Annotated in this window: 18 protein-coding genes; 12 read left to right on the top strand and 6 right to left on the bottom strand. The window is 68.3% G+C overall.

Annotated elements, in window-relative coordinates; all coding sequences use genetic code 11:
* Positions 1–4 precede the first annotated feature (4 nt).
* The 10 genes from trmD to LSI54_RS07995 all read left to right on the top strand — a co-directional run bounded on the left by trmD (position 5) and on the right by LSI54_RS07995 (position 8,846).
* Complete coding sequence (gene trmD / locus LSI54_RS08045; protein ID WP_241478105.1) at positions 5–739, top strand: tRNA (guanosine(37)-N1)-methyltransferase TrmD; 735 nt, start codon at positions 5–7, stop codon at positions 737–739.
* 206 nt (positions 740–945) lie between these two features.
* On the top strand, positions 946–1,341 hold the full coding sequence (rplS, locus tag LSI54_RS08040) for a 50S ribosomal protein L19 (RefSeq protein ID WP_241464923.1): 396 nt from the start codon (positions 946–948) through the stop codon (positions 1,339–1,341).
* Between the two features lie 143 nt (positions 1,342–1,484).
* Positions 1,485–2,111, top strand: a complete 627-nt coding sequence (gene lepB / locus LSI54_RS08035; protein WP_241464922.1) for a signal peptidase I — start codon at positions 1,485–1,487, stop codon at positions 2,109–2,111.
* 70 nt (positions 2,112–2,181) lie between these two features.
* Positions 2,182–2,832, top strand: coding sequence for a signal peptidase I (gene lepB / locus LSI54_RS08030; protein WP_241470999.1), 651 nt, complete (start codon positions 2,182–2,184; stop codon positions 2,830–2,832).
* 49 nt (positions 2,833–2,881) lie between these two features.
* On the top strand, positions 2,882–3,550 hold the full coding sequence (locus LSI54_RS08025; RefSeq protein ID WP_241478104.1) for a ribonuclease HII: 669 nt from the start codon (positions 2,882–2,884) through the stop codon (positions 3,548–3,550).
* A 180-nt stretch (positions 3,551–3,730) separates the two neighbouring features.
* Positions 3,731–4,111 (top strand): YraN family protein, encoded by a 381-nt coding sequence (locus LSI54_RS08020; RefSeq protein WP_241478103.1) that lies wholly within the window; start codon positions 3,731–3,733, stop codon positions 4,109–4,111.
* Complete coding sequence (locus tag LSI54_RS08015) at positions 4,111–5,748, top strand: YifB family Mg chelatase-like AAA ATPase (RefSeq protein WP_241478102.1); 1,638 nt, start codon at positions 4,111–4,113, stop codon at positions 5,746–5,748. The genes LSI54_RS08020 and LSI54_RS08015 overlap by 1 nt, the downstream gene beginning before the upstream one ends.
* Positions 5,749–5,762: 14 nt before the next feature.
* The gene (locus LSI54_RS08010; protein ID WP_241478101.1) at positions 5,763–7,166 is read left to right on the top strand and encodes a DNA-processing protein DprA; all 1,404 of its coding nucleotides are present in this window, start codon (positions 5,763–5,765) and stop codon (positions 7,164–7,166) included.
* A 48-nt stretch (positions 7,167–7,214) separates the two neighbouring features.
* Entirely contained in the window at positions 7,215–8,192 is a 978-nt protein-coding gene (locus LSI54_RS13010) for a tyrosine recombinase XerC (RefSeq protein WP_274617566.1), read from the top strand.
* 147 nt (positions 8,193–8,339) lie between these two features.
* Positions 8,340–8,846, top strand: coding sequence for a DUF3145 domain-containing protein (locus tag LSI54_RS07995; RefSeq protein ID WP_241464916.1), 507 nt, complete (start codon positions 8,340–8,342; stop codon positions 8,844–8,846).
* 235 nt (positions 8,847–9,081) lie between these two features.
* Here the strand turns inward: LSI54_RS07995 and fabF are convergent, their stop codons facing one another.
* From fabF to aceE, 6 genes are all read right to left on the bottom strand, one after another.
* A complete protein-coding gene (gene fabF, locus LSI54_RS07990) occupies positions 9,082–10,341 on the bottom strand; it encodes a beta-ketoacyl-ACP synthase II (protein ID WP_241464915.1) in 1,260 nt (419 codons plus the stop codon).
* A gap of 94 nt (positions 10,342–10,435) precedes the next feature.
* Positions 10,436–10,681, bottom strand: coding sequence for an acyl carrier protein (locus LSI54_RS07985; protein WP_241464914.1), 246 nt, complete (start codon positions 10,679–10,681; stop codon positions 10,436–10,438).
* Positions 10,682–10,765: 84 nt separating this feature from the next.
* Positions 10,766–11,770 carry a beta-ketoacyl-ACP synthase III gene (locus LSI54_RS07980; protein ID WP_241465100.1) on the bottom strand — a complete coding sequence of 335 codons (1,005 nt, stop codon included), beginning with the start codon at positions 11,768–11,770 and terminating at the stop codon, positions 10,766–10,768.
* Between the two features lie 144 nt (positions 11,771–11,914).
* The gene (locus tag LSI54_RS07975; protein ID WP_241464913.1) at positions 11,915–12,838 is read right to left on the bottom strand and encodes an ACP S-malonyltransferase; all 924 of its coding nucleotides are present in this window, start codon (positions 12,836–12,838) and stop codon (positions 11,915–11,917) included.
* Between the two features lie 125 nt (positions 12,839–12,963).
* Entirely contained in the window at positions 12,964–14,139 is a 1,176-nt protein-coding gene (locus LSI54_RS07970) for a PucR family transcriptional regulator (protein ID WP_241471002.1), read from the bottom strand.
* A 251-nt stretch (positions 14,140–14,390) separates the two neighbouring features.
* Positions 14,391–17,132 (bottom strand): pyruvate dehydrogenase (acetyl-transferring), homodimeric type, encoded by a 2,742-nt coding sequence (aceE, locus tag LSI54_RS07965; protein ID WP_241478100.1) that lies wholly within the window; start codon positions 17,130–17,132, stop codon positions 14,391–14,393.
* A gap of 243 nt (positions 17,133–17,375) precedes the next feature.
* On the opposite strand from aceE, the gene LSI54_RS07960 reads away from it, so the two are divergent.
* Positions 17,376–17,852 (top strand): DUF3052 domain-containing protein, encoded by a 477-nt coding sequence (locus LSI54_RS07960; protein WP_241464910.1) that lies wholly within the window; start codon positions 17,376–17,378, stop codon positions 17,850–17,852.
* Positions 17,849–18,379 carry a redoxin domain-containing protein gene (locus LSI54_RS07955; protein ID WP_241478099.1) on the top strand — a complete coding sequence of 177 codons (531 nt, stop codon included), beginning with the start codon at positions 17,849–17,851 and terminating at the stop codon, positions 18,377–18,379. Before LSI54_RS07960 ends, LSI54_RS07955 begins: the two co-directional genes overlap by 4 nt.
* Positions 18,380–18,384: the final 5 nt, after the last annotated feature.

Raw genomic sequence — 18,384 nt, 5'->3', positions numbered from 1 at the left:
CGCCATGCGGATCGACCTCATCTCGATCTTCCCTGAGTTCTTCGACGTCCTTGACCTCTCCCTGATCGGGAAGGCCCAGCGCGAGGGACTGCTCACCCTGCACCGGCACCAGCTGCGCGACTTCAGCTTCGACAAGCACCGCAGCGTCGATGACACCCCCACCGGCGGCGGCGCCGGGATGGTGATGAAGCCCGAGCCGTGGGCGCTGGCGCTGGAGCACGTGCTCACCCAGCGGGAGACCCCGGCATCGGATGATCCCCCGATCCTGATCATTCCCACCCCTGCGGGGGAGGTGCTCACTCAGCGGACCGCTCAAGAGCTGGCCCAGGCCGAGCATCTGGTCTTCGCCCCCGGACGCTTCGAGGGCATCGATCAGCGGCTGCTCGACTGGGCGCCGGAGCATTTCCAGGTGCGCCCCATGTCCATCGGGGACTATGTGCTCAACGGCGGGGAGTCCGCCGTCGTCGTCATGGTCGAAGCCATCACCAGGCTGATCCCCGGGGTGCTCGGCAACCCGGAGTCGCTGGCGGAGGAGTCCCATGCCGACGGCCTGCTGGAGTATCCGGTCTACACCAAGCCTGCGCGCTGGCGCGGCCTCGATGTGCCCGAGATCCTGCTCTCCGGTGACCACGCGAGGATCGGCGCCTGGCGCGCGGCGCAGCAGGACATCCGCACCCGGAAGCTGCGCCCCGATCTGTGGGCCAAGCACGTGGTCGCGCAGGAGCGGAATCTGACATAGAATTGGCCACCGTGCCTGCTGGGCGGCTCCATCTGCCATAGGGGATGACCGTCAACAGACAGGCCGCCGGAGAGGGAAATCATCCCGATCCGGATCCTCACGCTTTGACCTGCGCCGGATTCCGGCGTGATCGGCGCCTTGTGCGCCGTCCGCAAGAGGTCGCAACCCGGGCGAGTGACCTGTGGCAGTCGTCCAAGGAGAAGCATATGCATAAGCTTGATTTCGTTGATTCAGCCAGCCTGCGCACCGACATCCCGGAGTTCGGCCCCGGTGACACCGTCAACGTGCACGTCAACATCGTTGAGGGCAAGAACACTCGTGTTCAGGTCTTCAAAGGCTACGTCCTCGGCCGCCAGGGCCACGGCATCGGCGAGACCTTCACGGTTCGCAAGGTGTCCTTCGGCGTCGGCGTGGAGCGCACCTTCCCGGTCCACTCCCCGGTGACCGAGAAGATCGAGGTCCTGGCCCGCGGTGACGTCCGCCGCGCCAAGCTGTACTACATGCGCGATCGCCATGGCAAGGCTGCACGCATCAAGGAGAAGCGTGAGTCCACCATTGCTCGCCAGCAGGGCGAGAAGGTCGAAGAGGTCACCGAGGCCTGATCCGCGGATCGGCCTCGGCTCATCGCTGAGAGCTCGTACGTTTTATGAACAGCGCAGAGAACCCTGAGCCGCCCGAGTCTGACTCGGCGACTCGGGGTTCTCGGCGTCTGACGCGTCCTCGCCGCTTCCGGCTCTGGATCGCGGTGCTCGCGACCGCCGTCATCGCGGTGCTGCTCGCCACCGGGCTGCGCCTGTTCGTCGTGGACGTCTACACCGTCTCCCAGGTCTCTATGGCGCCCACTCTGGCTGACTCCGAGCGGATCCTGGTGGAGAAGGCTTATCCCGAGGACCAGGGCGTCCGGCGCGGAGATGTGATCGTCTTCGACGGAGAAGGCTCCTTCACCCCCTACGTGGGCGGAGGTTCGACCCTCGAGCAGCTCGGAGCGAGGGTCGGTCACTGGTTCGGAATCGCGACACCTCCTGCGACCTACGTCAAACGCGTGCTCGGCACCGGCGGAGACATCGTCGCGTGCTGCGCGGACTCCGGGCAGCTCACCGTCAACGGGGAACCCGTGGAGGAGCCCTATCTGGGCCGAGACGTCACCGCGCAGGCCCCTGCCTCAGAGCTGAGCTTCGAGGCTGAGGTTCCGCCGGGCCGACTCTGGGTCATGGGGGACAACCGCGAGCAGTCCCTGGATTCGCGGGCGCTGCTGGGCGCACCCGGCGGGGGTATGATCAGCGAAGACCGCATCCTCGGCCGCGTCACCGGCGTCTTCTGGCCCTGGAATGAACGACGAGAGCTTCCGGAGGCACTTCATCAGCACCAGTGACGGGCCTCCGTCTCCATCGCCGGAGAGCCGCAGAGAACGCCGTCGTCGGGCCCGCTCGGCGCGGCACCCGGTGGTCGGATTCCTGATCGAGATCGCCACGATCCTGGTCTTCGCGCTGGTCATCTCCTTCGTCGTCAAGACCTTCTTCTTCCGGGCCTTCTACATCCCCTCTGAGTCGATGGAGCCCACCCTGGAGGTCGATGACCGGATCATCGTGAACCTGCTCGCCCCAGACCTCATGGAGGTCGAGCGCGGCGACGTCGTGGTCTTCGAAGACACCCGCCAGTGGTGGGGCGCCGGGAGCCAGGTGCCCACGAACGCCTTCCAGGACGCGATGATCTTCGTCGGTCTGATGCCGGACACCTCCTCGCACTTCGTGGTGAAGCGGATCGTGGGCCTCGGCGGTGACGAGGTGGAGTGCTGTGACGATCAGGGTCGGATCATGGTCAACGGCGAACCCATCGACGAGCCCTATATCTTCCCCGGCGACGTCCCCAGCGAGGGTGAGTTCGCGGTGACCGTTGCCGAAGACAGCGTCTGGCTGCTCGGGGATCACCGCGGGAACTCCGCGGACTCGCGCTCCCACGTGGATGAGCCCGACATGGGTGCGGTGCCGATCGAAGACGTCATCGGTCGGTCCTCGGTCGTGATCTGGCCGTTTGACCACTTCGGCGACGGCGGAACCGAGCGTGACCCCTTCGAGGCGGTCCCGGAGCCTTGAGCGTCTGGTCCCGGCGCCGCGCCACGCGTCTCATGCGAGGGCTGCGCTGATGCCCGAGAACGCCACGCTGCTGCCCGAGCTGGGAATCGCCGCCGGACGCGACGTCCGCTACATCGCTGGGATCGACGAGGTCGGCCGCGGCGCCCTGGCGGGCCCGGTCAGCATCGGAGTGGTGGTCTTCGATCTTCAGGCCCCGGTCTTCGCCCAGACGCCGACGACGAGCGGGATCTGTACCCAGCTCGACGGCGTGCGCGACTCCAAGCTGCTCAGTGCCAAGGCCCGGCAGCGCTGGCATCCACACATCTGCGAACACGCCGCCGCCTACAGCGTCCAGCACCGGGCGCCGCGGGAGATCGACGCCCTGGGCATCAACGGGGCGCTGCGGGCCGCCGGGCTCGCCGGGCTCAACGCGGTCGAGGTCAAGCTCGGTCGGCCGCTGGACGCCGTCATCCTGGACGGCTCCCATGACTGGCTGACCCATGGCGCCTCGCCCCGCGTGCAGACCATGGTCAAGGCCGATATCAAGGCACTGACGGTGGCCTGCGCCTCGGTGCTGGCGAAGCTCGAACGCGACCGTCTGATGGAGGAGCTCGCCGCGGAGCATCCCGGATACGGCTGGGACTCCAACCGCGGGTATGGCTCTCAGGGTCACCGGAATGCGCTGCTCGAGCTCGGGGCCACCGCTCAGCACCGGCTCAGCTGGAACCTCGGGGTCTGACCGCACCGTCTGACCCGAGCCCGACCGCACCGTTGAAGTCACTCTGACTTCCACGGCTTCCCGAGTCTTCCCCAGGAGCCGCCTGCCCACTCGGTCCGCGTGCGTCCTCCACAGAGCCCGGGGGCAGTCCCTCTGCTGTCGCGCTGTGCCGGATGCTGGTGCCTTGAGAGAGGAGCGCGGATGCGAGCCAAGGACGTCACCGGCATGGTCGGGGAACAGATCGCGGCCGACTATCTGGGCCGACAGGGACATCAGATCCTGGAGCGGCGCTGGCGCGGCGCGCACGGTGAGCTGGACCTGATCACCAGGGACGGGGCCCACCTGGTCGCCGTGGAGGTCAAGACCCGACGAGGCATCGGATACGGGCACCCCTTCGAAGCGGTCAACGGGCGCAAGCTCGCGCGGCTGCACCGGCTGCTGCTGGAATACTGCGTCGGGCAGCAGTGGCTGCATGTTCCGCGACGCGTGGACGTCGTCGCGGTGCTGCTCAGCGGAGCGGCTGCGGCGCACGCCGAGGAGCATCTGATCCATCGGCTGGAACACCTCAAGGACGTGAGCTGATGAGCATGGGTCGGGCCCGCGGGGTGGTGCTCTTCGGCATGGATGGGCATCTGATCGAGGTGGAGGCCGATATCGGGCGGGCGCTTCCGGGGTTCATCCTGCTGGGCCTGCCCGATGCCTCGATGCGTGAGAGCCAGGACCGGATCCGATCCGCAGCGAAGAACACCGGGATCGATCTGCCCGCCCGCCGGCTCACCGTCAACCTGCTTCCGGCCTCGCTGCCCAAATCCGGCTCGGTGCTCGACCTCGCCATCCTGATCAGCGCCTGGGCTGCAGACGGGAAGGTACACCGCACGTCCGAGGTCGTCTTCCTGGCGGAGCTGGGTCTCGACGGGCGGCTGCGACCGGTCCGCGGTGTGCTGCCCGCGGTGGCGGCAGCACAGGCTGCCGGCGCGCAGACTGTGGTGGTCGCCCAGGAGAACGCTCAGGAGGCCGCCCTGGTACCCGGGATGGAGGTCCTTGCCGGGTCTCATGTTCGGCAGGCGGCGGCTTCCTTCGCCTCCGCCGCCCTCGAACCACTGGTGCGCGATGCTCCCGGGCTCGAACGGTGGTCCGCAGACCGTTCTCGGGAGGCGCCTGCTCTGGTGGACCCTTCACAGCCGGCCCGGTCGCCGCAGGTCTGTTCTGCTGATCTCCGTGGCGAGGTCGACGACGACAGGCCGCTCTCCTGCGACCCGGCGCCTGACCTGGCAGAGGTCCGGGGTCAGCAGGAGGCCCGGTTCGCTCTGGAACTGGCGGCCGCCGGCGGCCACCACCTTCTGCTCATCGGCGCTCCCGGTGCCGGCAAGACCATGCTGGCCGAGCGGATGTCCGGCATACTGCCGCCGCTGGATGATCAGGCGGCGATGGAAGCCACCGCCATCGAGTCGATCTCGGCAGAACCCCGCACCGTGACCAGGCTGCGACGCACACCGCCGTTCCAGGCCCCACACCACAGTGCCTCGATGGCAGCCATCGTCGGTGGCGGAGCGCGGATCGCGCGGCCCGGTGCCGTCACTCGCGCACACCGGGGAGTGCTGTTCCTCGATGAGGCCCCCGAATTTCCGCGCCACGCGCTGGACGCCCTGCGCCAGCCCTTGGAGACCGGAAGGATCTCGCTTCACCGCTCCGCCGGCAGCGTGACCTACCCGGCCCGTTTTCAGCTGGTCCTCGCGGCCAATCCCTGCCCGTGCGGGCTCAACGTCGGTGCCGGGACAGGCTGCCGGTGTTCGGTGGCTCAGCGCCGCAACTACATGGCGCGCCTCTCCGGTCCGCTCCTGGATCGGATCGACCTGCAGATTCAGGTCGACCGGCCGCGATCAGCGGCCGACGCACTGGGACCGCCGGGGGAGAGCTCCGCGGTCGTCCGCGCCCGAGTCCTGGACGCTCGAGCCGCACAGCGCGAGCGCCTCCGCCTGTGGGGCCTGCGCACCAACTCCCAGGCCCCTATGCAGCTGCTGACCGGAGATCTGCGGCTGCCCGCCGGTGCCACCCGGCACATCGACGCCGCGCTGGACCGGGCCGCGATCTCGCTGCGGGGATATCTTCGCGTCCTGCGACTGGCCTGGACCATCGCCGACCTCATGCACAACGACCGACCGGGGGCCGATGAGGTCGACGCTGCCCTGCAGCTGCGGCAGCGGTCTCACAAGACCTGAACCCAGGAGGACCTATGGAACGAGATCCCGCCCCCGGCGAACCGAGGGCTGCTTCCCGGAAAGAACGGATCATCCGGGCAGAGCTGTCCCGGCTGATCGAACCCGGAGACCTGCTCGCCGGGCTCGCTCTGGAGACCTTCAGGGCCCAGCACCTCCACGCGCTGATCACCTCAGAGCATCCCCCGTCCGTGGCGGAGCGTCACGCTCTGGCGCAGGCCGCCGAATCGGCGGGGCTCGGACCTCGGCAGCAGGACCTGCGCGTCGGGCTCGAGCGATGGCGCACCCGCTGCGGGCAGCTGCGCGGAGCTGCCGATCTCGCCACGATGAGCAGGCTCGGCGGGGGCCTGCTGATCCCTGAGGATCCCACCTGGCCTGCGCAGCTGCGTGACCTGGGCCCGCTTGCCCCCGTGGCGCTCTGGTTCCGGGGCGGCGCGGAGGAGATCGCGTCCCAGTCGCTGGGTCGACTCCCGGAGCCGACCCGGGCCGTGGCGATCGTGGGATCCCGGGAAGTCACCGACTACGGCATCCGGATCACCGCGGAACTCACCCAGGATCTGGTGCAGACCGGGCTCTGCGTGGTCTCTGGCGGCGCCTACGGCGTTGATGCCGCCGCGCACAGGGCCGCTCTGCGCGCGGCTTCAGCGCCGGTCTCAGGCTCGCGCCCGGGGTCGGGATCGGCGGCCAGCGCCGCTTCCGGCACCTGGAGCGGAACCCGGCCTGCGCCGACACTGGCGGTCTTGGCCGGGGGCCTGGACCGGTTCTACCCGGCTGGCAACGAAAGTCTGCTTCAGGAGGTGGCGGTGACCGGGTTGCTGCTCAGCGAGATGGCGCCTGGATCGGCGCCCACTCGGCACCGTTTCCTGCAGCGAAACCGGCTCATCGCAGCGCTGGGCATGGTCACGGTCATCACGGAGGCGCGATGGCGCAGCGGAGCTCAGTCCACCGCCCACCATGCGCTCACGCTTGGCCGGGAGGTGGGGGTGGTGCCCGGAAGCGTCTTCTCCGCCTCCTCGGCGGGGTGTCACCGACTGCTGCGGGAGACCCCGGCACAGCTGGTGCGCGACGCCACCGACGTTCTGACCCTCGTCACCGGCGGCAGAGCCTACGGACCAACGCCGGCGGGCGACTCCGACGTTCCCCGCCCTGCCATCGACCACAGGACCGGGCGCCAGGCTCCACCGTCCCGACACACCGTCCAACCAGAGCTTCCCGGACCAGCGGGGCGGGATCACCCGCAGGATGGACTCGATGAGGCCCAGCGCCTGCTCCTCGACGCGCTGCCCAGGCGTGGATTGAGCGCCCCGGGCAAGCTCTCATCCGTCGCGGGGCTCCCGCTGCCCACGGTGCTCGCCGAGCTGACCCGGCTCCAGCGCTCCGGCCACGCAAGGACCGTCAACGGGCACTGGGGCCGAGCATGACCGGCGCGGAGAACCCTGACCCAGCGCGTCCAGTCGTAGACTTCCGCCATGGCCTCCGCGCAGGATCGACCACGAGACACCGATCGAGCATCAGACACCGAAGCTCCGGTCGACCCCGAGCTGATCACGGCGTTCATCGATCACCTCAGACACGAACGAGGGCTCTCGGCCCAGACGATCCGGGCGTACCGCAGCGATCTGCGTCAGCTCGCCCAGCGGCGCGGAGATCTGCAGGAGATCAGCCTGGCCGGGATCCGGAGCTGGCTGGGGGAGCTGCACGAGGCGGGGCTCTCGCGGAACACCCTCAACCGCAAGACGGCCTCGGTGCGGGCCTTCACCGCCTGGGCGCACCGCCGGGGTCACCTGCGAGAAGACCCCTCCGTCCGTCTGCGGACCGCCCGTCGAAGCAGCCACCTGCCCGATGTGCTGCAGCATCAGCACGTCGAAGAACTGACCAGTCACCTCGCGGATGCGGCGCAGCAGGCCGGCCAGGCCGCGGAACTGGATGCGATCGCTCATGCGCTGAGCCTGCGCGACGCCGCGATGGTGGAGCTGCTCTACGCCACCGGGATGCGCGTCTCCGAGCTCAGCGGCCTGGACCTCGCCTCCTTCGAGACCGGTCGGCGCATGGTCCGGCTGCTCGGCAAGGGCAACAAGGAACGGATCGTCCCATACGGCGTGCCGGCGGAGACCGCGCTGCGAAGCTGGCTCGACCACGGACGGTCTGAGCTGGCCACACCCGCCTCGGCGAACGCCTGCTTCCTGGGTCGCCGCGGGGGCCGCATAGACGTGCGAACGGTGCGCCGCGTCGTCGACGATGCTCTGGCCCGGCTCGGGACCACTGCCGCCCGAGGGCCCCATGCGCTGCGGCATACGGCGGCCACCCACCTGCTGGAAGGGGGCGCTGATCTGCGCACGGTCCAGGAGCTGCTGGGACACGCCTCCTTGAGCACCACCCAGCTCTACACCCACGTCACCATCGACAGGCTTCGCGACGCCTATGGCCAGGCTCATCCTCGTGCCTGAGAAAGTGATCTGACCTGGATCTGTTAACATCAGTAGTGTTGCTCGACGCGCTAGGTGTTAACCTTGGCAGAGCATCGAAACCATCAGCCACCTGGCTGCTGTCTGGTCGTAGGGGAAGACGTACCAACAGCACAGTGGAGGATGGATATGTCGAAAAATACGGCCCGAGGTGTGCTTCACATCCATTCGGCGCCCGCCGCGCTCTGCCCGCATGTTGAATGGGCGGTGTCCTCGGCGGTCGACTCGCGAGTGGACTTCACGTGGCACCCGCAGCCTGCCGCGCCCGGAGACTTTCGGGCGGAGCTCTCCTGGGAGGGCCCAGCCGGACTGGGCGCCACCCTGGCCTCAGCGCTGCGCGCCGTGAGTCATCTGCGCTTCGAAGTGACCGAGGACCCATCGCCGGGCTGCGACGGTGGACGCTGGTCCCATACGCCCGAGCTGGGCATCTTCCATGCCACCACCGACGTGCACGGTAACATCGTCGTGTCCGAGGATCGGATCCGCTACGCCTATGAGATGGGCGCCGGTGACCCCTCGGTGGTCTACCAGGAGCTTTCGCTGGCCCTGGGTGAGGCCTGGGACGAGGAGCTCGAGTCCTTCCGCCACGCGGCAGAGGGTGCACCGGTCCACTGGCTTCACCAGGTGGTCAGCTGACCCGAGGCTGACCGGGCGGCGCCCTCCACCGCCGTCCCGCAGCTTCGCAGCCCAGCAGCGTCTGGTCGACATGCACGACTACAGGCTTGCCGCACAGAGCCCCCCAGCGGGCCATCGCTTCCCAGCGCGGCAGCTTCCACATGAAGCAGAGAAGACCCCCGGCCCGAATCCCTGAGGATCCTGGCCGGGGGTCTTCTCGCGTGCTCATGCCACGGGCCTGCCCGGGCAGAAGGGCTCAGTAGGTGCGGAAGGCCGCCACGGCGTTGTGTCCGCCGAAGCCGAAGGAGTTGCACAGCGCCACCTGCTGCTTGTCGCCGAGGTCGCGGGGCGAGCCGGTGACCACGTCGAGCGGCATCTCCGGGTCCTGGTGGTCAAGGTTGATCGTGACCGGTGCGCGGCGTTCATGCAGCGCCTTCACGGTCAGCACCGACTCCACGGCGCCGGCGGCGCCGAGCAGGTGCCCGGTCTGGGACTTGGTGGCGGAGATGCAGACGTTCTCGAGGTGATCCCCGAACACCGATCTCAGTGCCGCGTACTCTGGCTTGTCTCCGACCGGCGTGGACGTGGCGTGAGCATTGACGTGGGTCACGTCGCCCAGCTCCGCGCCGGCGGATTCCAGGGCTCGGCGCAGCGCGCGGGAGGCTCCCAGCGCTTCAGGATCCGGGGCCGTGATGTGGTGGGCGTCTGAGGTGATCCCAGAACCAGCGAGCTCCGCGTAGATCGTGGCGCCGCGGGCCTTGGCGTGCTCCTCGGTCTCGACCACGAGGGCTCCAGCGCCCTCGCCCATGACGAAGCCGTCGCGGTCGCGGTCATAGGGTCGGGACGCCGCGGCGGGATCCTCGTTGCGCTTGGACAGCGCCTGCAGCGAGCTGAACGCCGCCATGGGCAGCGGGTGGATGGCAGCCTCGGTGCCTCCGGCGAGGACGACGTCGGCGTCACCCTTGCGCAGCATCTCCAGGGCCACATCCAGTGCCTCGACACCGGAGGCGCAGGCCGAGACGGCGGTGCGGGCGCCGCCCTGGGCGCCGAGATCGAGGCTGATCGCCCCGGCAGCGCCATTGGGCATCAGCATCGGCACGGTCATCGGCATGACCCGGCGCGGTCCACGTTCACGCAGCGTGTCCCAGCTGTCGAGCAGCGTCCAGACTCCACCGATGCCGGTGGCGAAGGACACCGCGACCCGCTCGGGATCCAGGTCATAGCCCTCATCACCGGGGCGGCTGAGTCCGGCGTCGTCCCAGGCCTGCCGGGCGGCGACCATGCCCAGCTGGGTGGAGCGGTCCATTCGGCGGGTCTCCGGGCGGGCCAGCACCTCTGCAGGCTCGACCGAGACCTCGGCGGCGAAGGTCACCGGAAGCTCGTACTTCTCGACCCAGTCGTGCTCCAGGGTCTTGGCTCCCGGCGTGCCGGCCAGCGCGTTGGTCCAGAGCGTGTCCACGTCGCCGCCGATGGGGGTCGTGGCGCCGAGACCGGTGATGACAAGACGACGTGTCATGGATCTACCTCAATGAGAGTGGGACTGCAGGTGGGGGAGAGGAGGGGAGGGCCCGGCGCTGCGCCGCAGCCCTCCCGTCCGATGCGAGGCTGGATCAGCCCTGGGCGTTGGCGATGAAGTCCACGGCGTCACCGACGGTGGCCAGGTTCTTCACCTCTTCATCGGGGATCTTCACGTCGAACTTCTCTTCGGCGTTGACCACGATGGTCATCATCGAGATCGAGTCGATGTCCAGGTCCTCGGTGAAGGACTTGTCCGACTTGACCTCTTCGACCTCCAGGCCGGTCTCCTCGTTCACGATCTCTGCCAGGCCTGCGAGGATCTCGTTCTTGTCAGCCATATCGGCGACTCCTTTTCTTTGGGTGGTTCTTTCGGGTTCGTGGTGAATCTGTCCCGGGCCTGCGTGGCAGCCCCGGGCCCGGGGCTACGGCAGTCGGATGACCTGCGTGCCGTAGACCAGTCCGGCTCCGAATCCGATCTGCAGAGCGAGACCGCCGGAGAGTTCTGGGTTCTCCTTGAGCAGGCGATGCATGGCCAGCGGGATCGAGGCTGCGGAGGTGTTTCCCGCGTCCACGATGTCCCGTCCGACCATCACGTGCTCAGGAAGCTTCAACTGTTTGACCATCTCGTCGATGATGCGCATGTTCGCCTGATGCGGGACGAAGGCCACGAGGTCATCGGCGGTGATCCCGGCGGCGTCCAGCGCCTGCTGGGCCACCTTCGCCATCTCCCAGACGGCCCAGCGGAACACGGTGGGACCGTCCTGGCGCAGCGTGGGCCAGTACCGGTTCTCCGCATCGAGGAGCTCGGCGGCGTCCTGGGTCTCGCGAGCTCGGGCGAGGGCGTCGCGGAAGTTCAGCATCGTGCTGTCCATGGCCACTGCCTCCCACTTCTCGCCGTTGGAGCCGAGGATCGAAGGCGAGATGCCGGGCACCTCGGAGGGGCCGATGATCGCGGCTCCGGCACCGTCGCCGAGGAGGAAGGAGATGGTGCGCTCGTGGTTGTCGATGAAGTCGGAGAGCTTCTCGACCCCGACCACCAGGACGTAGGGCGAGAGCCCGGAGCGGACCATGGCGTCGGCCTGACCGATCCCATAGCAGTAGCCGGCACAGGCCGCCGAGATGTCGAAGGCCGCCGCCGGAGTCGCGCCGAGGCGGTGCGCCAGGTCCGCCGCGGCGGAGGGTGTGGCGAAGGGATGCGTGACGGTGGCGACGATGACCCCGCCGAGCTGGTCGCCTGAGATCCCGGCATGCTCCAGCGCCTCGCGGGCGGCGCCTTCGGCCATGTCGACCACAGAGACGTCGCGCGGGGCGCGGTGGCGGGTCTTGATGCCGGTGCGCTGCTGGATCCACTCATCGGAGGAGTCGATCCACTGGCAGATCTGCTCGTTGTCGATCACGAGCTCAGGACGGTAGGCGCCCAGGCCCATGACACGGGTGCCCGCCAGGGCGGTGGGCTGGTTCAATGCGACAGTCACGTCAGGAACGTCCTTCGTGGATCATTGTGGGGTAGCTGTGCGGCAGTGCTGCCGGCACAGAAGATGTCTGAGGCCACCAACATCGGGCCTCTCGGCTCAACCCGCATGCTCGGCGATGAATTCCTGGGCGGCGTCGATGTCCGCGGGGGTCTTGATGGCCAGCGACTTCACGCCCTTGAGTCCGCGCTTGGCCAACCCGGTCAGCGTGCCGCCGGGCAGCAGCTCCAGCACGCCGGTGACCTCGGCCTGCGCCATGGTCTCCATGCAGAGGTCCCAGCGGACCGGACGGGTCACCTGGTCCACGAGGCGCGCCAGGACGTCAGCGCCGGTGGAGACGTAGGCGCCGTCGCGATTGGAGATCAGCCGGTGTCGCGGGTCGGCCACCTCGAAGCTGGCGGCGGCGGCGGCCAGGGCCTGCTTGGCCGAGTCCATGAACTCCGTGTGGAATGCTCCGGCGACCGTCAGCGGGATGACCCGGGCCCGGGTGGGAGGGCTGGCCTCCAGCGCGGCGAGCTTGTCCAGCTCCCCGGCCGCCACGATCTGGCCCGGCCCGTTGGCGTTTGCGGGGGTCAGTCCGGCGTCGGCGATCACCTGGCGGACCTCGTCCTCGACACCGCCGACGACGGCGGCCATCGAGGTGGGCACCGCTGCGGCTGCGGCGGCCATCGAGGTGGCCCGCACGCGGATGAACGCCAACGCCTGCTGCGGCGTGAGCACCCCGGCCAGGACGGCGGCCGGGATCTCGCCCACGGAGTGCCCGGCGTAGAGGACCCGCTCGGGATTCGCCCCGGTGAGATCCAGCGCTGAGGCGCTGAGCAGGGACGCGGCCACGATGAGAGGCTGGGCGACCGCGGTGTCCCGGATCGTCTCGGCATCGGAGACCGTCCCGTGGGTGAGCAGGTCGGTGCCTGAGTGCTGGGAGTAGGCGTCGAGCGTGGCGCGGGAGGCGTCGTCGCTGATCCACTCCGAGAGGAAGCCTTGGGTCTGGGAGCCCTGTCCGGGGCAAACTATGGCAAGCACAAGTCCAACTTCCCATATCGCGGATGGTTTTCAGGGGTCATGCGCTCACCAAGCTCCACCGTGGCCTTTGTAGGTACCCTACAACGCAGATTCGATGACGGTGCGAGGTCAGCCACGGGGCCCGGTCAGAGACGGCCGACTGCCAGCGCGGTCTGCAGAACGTACGCGTCGCGCGGGGAGACGGGGTCCCAGCCGGTGATGTCCGTGACGCGGCGCAGCCGATAGCGCACGGTGTTGGTGTGCACGAAGAGCTCGCGCGCCGTGGCCTCGAGCGAGTGACCGGCCTCGAGGTAGGCGGTGACGGTCTCGAGCAGCCCGTTGCCGGCGGCCCTGAGCACCTCGAAGATGCTGCTCCTGAGCACGGTCTTCGCGGTCTCGTCTCCACAGAGGGCACGTTCCGGGAGCAGGTCCTCGGCGGCCACCGGGCGCGGCGCGGAGGTCCAGGCCCCGACCGCGGTGAATCCGGTGAAGGCCGACTGCGCGCTGCGGTGCGCCTGGCTGATCGAACCATCGAAGCTGGAGAAGACCACCTGGCCCGGACCGAAGCGGGGGAGGATCCGCTCGAGTCCTTCGGCGAGGCCGGTGACCCGGCCCAGCAGCAGGATCAGCCGGTCGCCGTGGACCCCCACCACCGCATCGGAGGAGAAGCGGATGCATTGCCGTCGCAGCTGGGACATGAAGACCGCATCGGCCTGCTCCGGGGCCTCACCGACGACGACCACCACTCCCTCGTGGCTGCGCCACCCGACGGCCGCGGCGCGGGAGGCGATCTGTTCGGCGGGCTCTCCGCGCAGCACCGCATCCACGAGCAGGGCCTCCAGGCGCGAGTCCCACGCGCCGCGGGACTCCGCCGCGCGGGCGTAGACGTCAGCGATCGCGAAGGCGACCTCGCGGGAGTAGCGCAGCACTGCTTCAAGCATCAGCTGCTGGTCCTGCTGCGGCACCAGACCGGGCAGGCGCTGTTCCACCGCTTCGACGATGCTGCGGATCAGCTGCAGCGCGCGCTGCAGCGAGATGGTTCGCATCAGGTCGGTGGGGGCGTTGCCGAGCAGCTCGTTGACCAGCGGGAGCGAACGCGAGGTGGGGTTCTCCAGCCAGGTGATCAGGCCCCCGATGCCGCGCTGAGCGATCAGGCGCAGCGAGGCCCGCTCATCGGTGCTCAGGTGTCGGTACCAGGTGAGGGTCTCCTCCAGGTAGCAGTTGACCTCGTTGGTGAGGTTGCCCGCGTCGGAGCGGAGCACCTCCAGGGCCTCCCAGGAGACCGGTACGGGCCCAGGCGTCGTCGGAGCAGATGCAGTCATGCTCAGGAGCCTAGGCCGTGTGAGGTTCCCCCGCCAGTTGTGTGATCCCTACAAACCCCTCTGCCGCGGCCAGCCCCGCCGCGTGCCAGCTGCTCCGCGGGCAATCCGATCGTTCCGCGGACACCCCAGCTGTTCTGTCACACAGCGATGCGACAGATGCGCAGGGGGGACGCAGCGGGGCCCGGAGCTGATGCTCCGGGCCCCGCTGGGCGCTCTTCGTGCTGGCCCCTCAGGAGGGGCCAGCCGAGGAATCAGGCGTCGCCGCCCGCCTCGCCGGACGTGCCGGCCTTGACGTTGCCGAGATCGTATTTCTTCATCGCCTCGACCGGAGCCGAGGCGTCGACCGCGCCGTCGTCGGCGAGCATCTGCAGAGCGCGCACCACCATCGAGTGGGCGTCGATCTTGAAGTGCCGGCGAGCCGCCGCGCGTGTGTCCGAGAAGCCGAAGTTGTCAGCGCCCAGGGTAGCGAAGCGGTTCGGCAGGAACTGGCGGATCTGATCCGGAACCTGCGTGGCGAAGTCGGTGGTCGCGATGATCGGACCCTCGGCTCCTTCCATCTGCTGGGTCACGAAGGGAACCTCGGGCTCGCGCTCGGGGTCCAGCATCGCCGACTGCTCCACGTGCAGAGCCTGGCGGCGCAGCTCGTTCCAAGAGGTCACCGACCAGACATCGGCGGAGACGCCCCACTCGTCGGCGAGTATCTCCGCGGCCTCCTTGGCCCACGGCACACCGACGCCGGAGGCCAGGAGCTGGGCCTTGGGGCCGTCCTGCTCGGAGCTGGAGAGCTTGTAGATGCCACGCTTGACGCCTTCGATGTCCAGGCCCTCGGGCTCGGGAAGGTGCTGGACGGGCTCGTTGTACACCGTGAGGTAATACATCACGTTGTGGTCGCCGTCGTGATCGCCGTACATCTCGAAGAGGCCGTTCTCCATGATGTGGGCGATCTCGTAGCCGAAGGCCGGATCGAAGTGCTTCACCGCGGGGTTCGTAGCCGCGAGCAGCGGGGAGTGACCGTCGAGGTGCTGCAGGCCCTCACCGGCCAGCGTGGTGCGCCCGGCCGTGGCGCCGATGATGAAGCCACGGGCCAGCTGGTCGGCGGCGGCCCAGAAGGAGTCGCCGGTGCGCTGGAAACCGAACATCGAATAGAAGATGTAGAACGGGATCATCGTCTCGCCGTGGGTGGCGTAGGAGGTGCCGGCGGCAGTGAAGGCCGCGGTCGCACCTGCCTCGTTGATGCCGGGGTGGATCATCTGGCCCTGCGGGGACTCCTTGTACGCGAGCATCAGCTCGCGGTCCACGGAGATGTAGTTCTGCCCCTTGGGGTTGTAGATCTTCGCGGTGGGGAAGAACGAGTCCATCCCGAAGGTGCGCGCCTCATCCGGGATGATCGGCACGATCCGGTGACCGATGTTCTTGTCCCGCATCAGGTCCTTGAGCAGCCGGACCAGCGCCATGGTCGTGGCGGCCTTCTGCTTGCCCGAGCCCTTCTTGGCCTGCGCGTAGGTCTTGGCCTCGGGCAGGATCAGCCCCTCACCGGCGACCCGACGCTCGGGCACGGACCCGCCGAGACGGGAACGGCGCTCAAGCGTGTACTTGACCTCCTCGGAGTCCTTGCCGGGGTGGTAGTACGGCACGTTGTACGGGTCTTCTTCGATCTGCTCATCGCTGACCGGGATCCGCAGGGTGTCGCGGAAGCGTTTGAGGTCATCGACGGTGAGCTTCTTCATCTGGTGGGTCGCGTTGCGCCCCTCGAAGCTCGGCCCCAGGCCGTAGCCCTTGACCGTCTGGGCCAGGACCACCGTGGGCTTGCCGGTGGATTCAGCGGCGGCCTTGTACGCGGAGTAGACCTTCTTGTAGTCGTGTCCGCCGCGCTTGAGGTTCCAGATGTCGTCGTCGGACATGTCCGCGACGAGCTCCTTGGTCTTGGCGGAGCGGCCGAAGAAGTGCTCGCGGACGAAGGACCCGGACTCGGCCTTGTAGGTCTGGTAGTCACCGTCGAGGGTCTCGTTCATGACCCGGACGAGCTCGCCGTCGTCGTCCTTGTCCAGCAGCTCGTCCCATTCGCGGCCCCAGAGGACCTTGATGACGTTCCAGCCGGCGCCGCGGAAGAAGGCCTCCAGCTCCTGGACGATCTTGCCGTTGCCGCGCACCGGGCCGTCGAGGCGCTGCAGGTTGCAGTTGACCACGAAGTTCAGGTTGTCGAGCTTCTCGTTCGCCGCGAGCTGGAGCAGACCGCGGGACTCGGGCTCATCCATCTCGCCGTCGCCGAGGAACGCCCAGACCTGCTGCTCCGAGGTGTCCTTGATGCCGCGGTTGTGCAGGTAACGGTTGAACTGCGCCTGGTAGATGGCGTTCATCGGACCGATGCCCATGGACACGGTCGGGAACTGCCAGAACTCGGGCATCAGCCGCGGGTGCGGGTAGGAGCTCAGGCCGTCTGGGGCCTTGGAGTGCTCCTGGCGGAAACCGTCGAGCTGCGCCTCGGTGAGGCGACCCTCGAGGTAGGCGCGGGCGTAGTTGCCGGGGGAGGAGTGGCCCTGGAAGAAGATCTGGTCGCCGCCGCCCGGGTGGTCGGCGCCGCGGAAGAAGTGGTTCAGGCCCACCTCGTAGAGGGTGGCCACGCCGGCGTAGGAAGAGATGTGTCCGCCCACGGAGATGTCGCCGCGCTGGGCGCGGTGCACCATGACCGCGGCGTTCCAGCGCAGGATGCGGCGCACGCGGCGCTCCATCTCCTCGTCGCCGGGAAAGTCAGGTTCCTGGTCCACCGGGATCGTGTTCACGTAGTCGGTGGTGGTGACCATCGGGACTTCGATGGACTTCGCGCCGGCTCGCTGCAGCAGGGAGCGGATGATGTATTCCGCGCGCTCGGTGCCGTGGAACTCCACGAGCTGGTCGAAAGACTCCAGCCATTCCTGGGTCTCTTCCGGATCGAGGTCCGGGAGTTGGTTCGTCAGTCCGCTGCGGATATGGGAGTTCTCTTCACCAGCGCTCACGGGTCACCTCTCAAGGGGTAAGGGTCTGGGTACGCGGTCCATGGACGGGGATGTTCCACGGGCGGGACCCACGAGGTCATCTGCCACCGGTTGTTCGGCGGCCGAATTTCAGCTCAACTCTACCCGCTCGGGTGGTGTCGCACTTCCCGAACCGACAGGGGTCCGCGTAACGTTGCTGGTGGCAGCCCCGTCCTCGGGTGGGAGCTGCGTTTCAGACGTTAATGAACGGGAAGGGAACCTCAGGTGAGTCAGGCTTCTGCAGCCGAGGGTCCGTCGAGCATCTCGACGGACCACAAGAACGACGCCGGAACCAATGTTGTCTCGCTCGGCGACCTGCTCCAGGAGCTCGGGCTCAAGCCCGATTCCCTGGTCCAGGAGATCGGTGTGGATGAGGACGTCGACGACGACTTCCGTGACCGTCTGGAGGCCCTTCTCGACGAGGAGCTGCTCGACGAGGACGTCCAGGAGGTCGTCGACGCCGTGCTGGTCTGGTTCAGAGACGGCGATGACGATCTCACGGATGCGCTCGTGGATGCCCTTGGCACTCTCGATGAGGGCGGCGTGCTGTGGCTGCTGACCCCGCGCTCCGGCCGTGACGGCTACGTCGCGCCGGTGGAGATCCAGGACGCGGCGCCCAACGCGGGTCTTCATGTGACCTCATCCGCCGGGGTGAGCACCCACTGGGCCGCCACCCGACTGATGGGGCGCAAGAAGCAGTGACCTCCTCGCCGCTCCCCGAGATCGGGGAGCAGGCACCCGGCTTCTCAGGTCGCAGCCACCATGGCGAAGTGATCGAGCTTCAGCGGCTTGCCGGTTCACCGGTGCTGCTGATGTTCTACCCCTTTGCATTCAGCCGGGTCTGCGACTCGGAGCTGCAGGCCCTGGTGGCGCGGAGGTGCCGGGTCCGCGAGCTGCGAGCCAGAGTCTTGGCGATCAGCTGCGACCCGATGCACAGCCTGCGCGCCTACGCGCAGATGCTCACCTCCGAGGTCGCCGACGCCGAGTCCTCTGACGCCGAGTCTGCAAGTGCCGCGCCCGGGGAGCTGCCCTTCGATCTGGTCAGCGACTTCTGGCCGCACGGGGAGATTGCGCAGCGTTACGGGGCGTTCGATCTCGAGAAGGGCGCAGCTCGGCGCAGCAGCTTCCTGCTGGACTCGACCCTTCGGGTGGCGCATGTCCAATCCGTTGAAGCCTCACAGGCGCGTGACCTCGATGAGGCGCTCAGCCTGCTGGGGCGTCTGCGCTGAGCAGC

Origin of the sequence: Nesterenkonia sp. AY15 (genome assembly GCF_022565855.1) — a bacterium.
Taxonomy (GTDB): Bacteria; Actinomycetota; Actinomycetes; order Actinomycetales; family Micrococcaceae; genus Nesterenkonia.
This window is presented reverse-complemented; position numbering and strand designations above follow the sequence as displayed.

Excerpts from the sequence above, each read along its gene's own strand:
- trmD (WP_241478105.1), top strand. The coding sequence starts at position 5 with ATGCGGATCGACCTCATCTCGATCTTCCCTGAGTTCTTCGACGTCCTT.
- rplS (WP_241464923.1), top strand. The coding sequence starts at position 946 with ATGCATAAGCTTGATTTCGTTGATTCAGCCAGCCTGCGCACCGACATC.
- LSI54_RS08025 (WP_241478104.1), top strand. The coding sequence starts at position 2,882 with ATGCCCGAGAACGCCACGCTGCTGCCCGAGCTGGGAATCGCCGCCGGA.
- LSI54_RS08020 (WP_241478103.1), top strand. The coding sequence starts at position 3,731 with ATGCGAGCCAAGGACGTCACCGGCATGGTCGGGGAACAGATCGCGGCC.
- LSI54_RS08015 (WP_241478102.1), top strand. The coding sequence starts at position 4,111 with ATGAGCATGGGTCGGGCCCGCGGGGTGGTGCTCTTCGGCATGGATGGG.
- LSI54_RS08010 (WP_241478101.1), top strand. The coding sequence starts at position 5,763 with ATGGAACGAGATCCCGCCCCCGGCGAACCGAGGGCTGCTTCCCGGAAA.
- LSI54_RS13010 (WP_274617566.1), top strand. The coding sequence starts at position 7,215 with ATGGCCTCCGCGCAGGATCGACCACGAGACACCGATCGAGCATCAGAC.
- LSI54_RS07995 (WP_241464916.1), top strand. The coding sequence starts at position 8,340 with ATGTCGAAAAATACGGCCCGAGGTGTGCTTCACATCCATTCGGCGCCC.
- fabF (WP_241464915.1), bottom strand. The coding sequence starts at position 10,341 with ATGACACGTCGTCTTGTCATCACCGGTCTCGGCGCCACGACCCCCATC.
- LSI54_RS07985 (WP_241464914.1), bottom strand. The coding sequence starts at position 10,681 with ATGGCTGACAAGAACGAGATCCTCGCAGGCCTGGCAGAGATCGTGAAC.
- LSI54_RS07980 (WP_241465100.1), bottom strand. The coding sequence starts at position 11,770 with ATGGGCCTGGGCGCCTACCGTCCTGAGCTCGTGATCGACAACGAGCAG.
- LSI54_RS07970 (WP_241471002.1), bottom strand. The coding sequence starts at position 14,139 with ATGACTGCATCTGCTCCGACGACGCCTGGGCCCGTACCGGTCTCCTGG.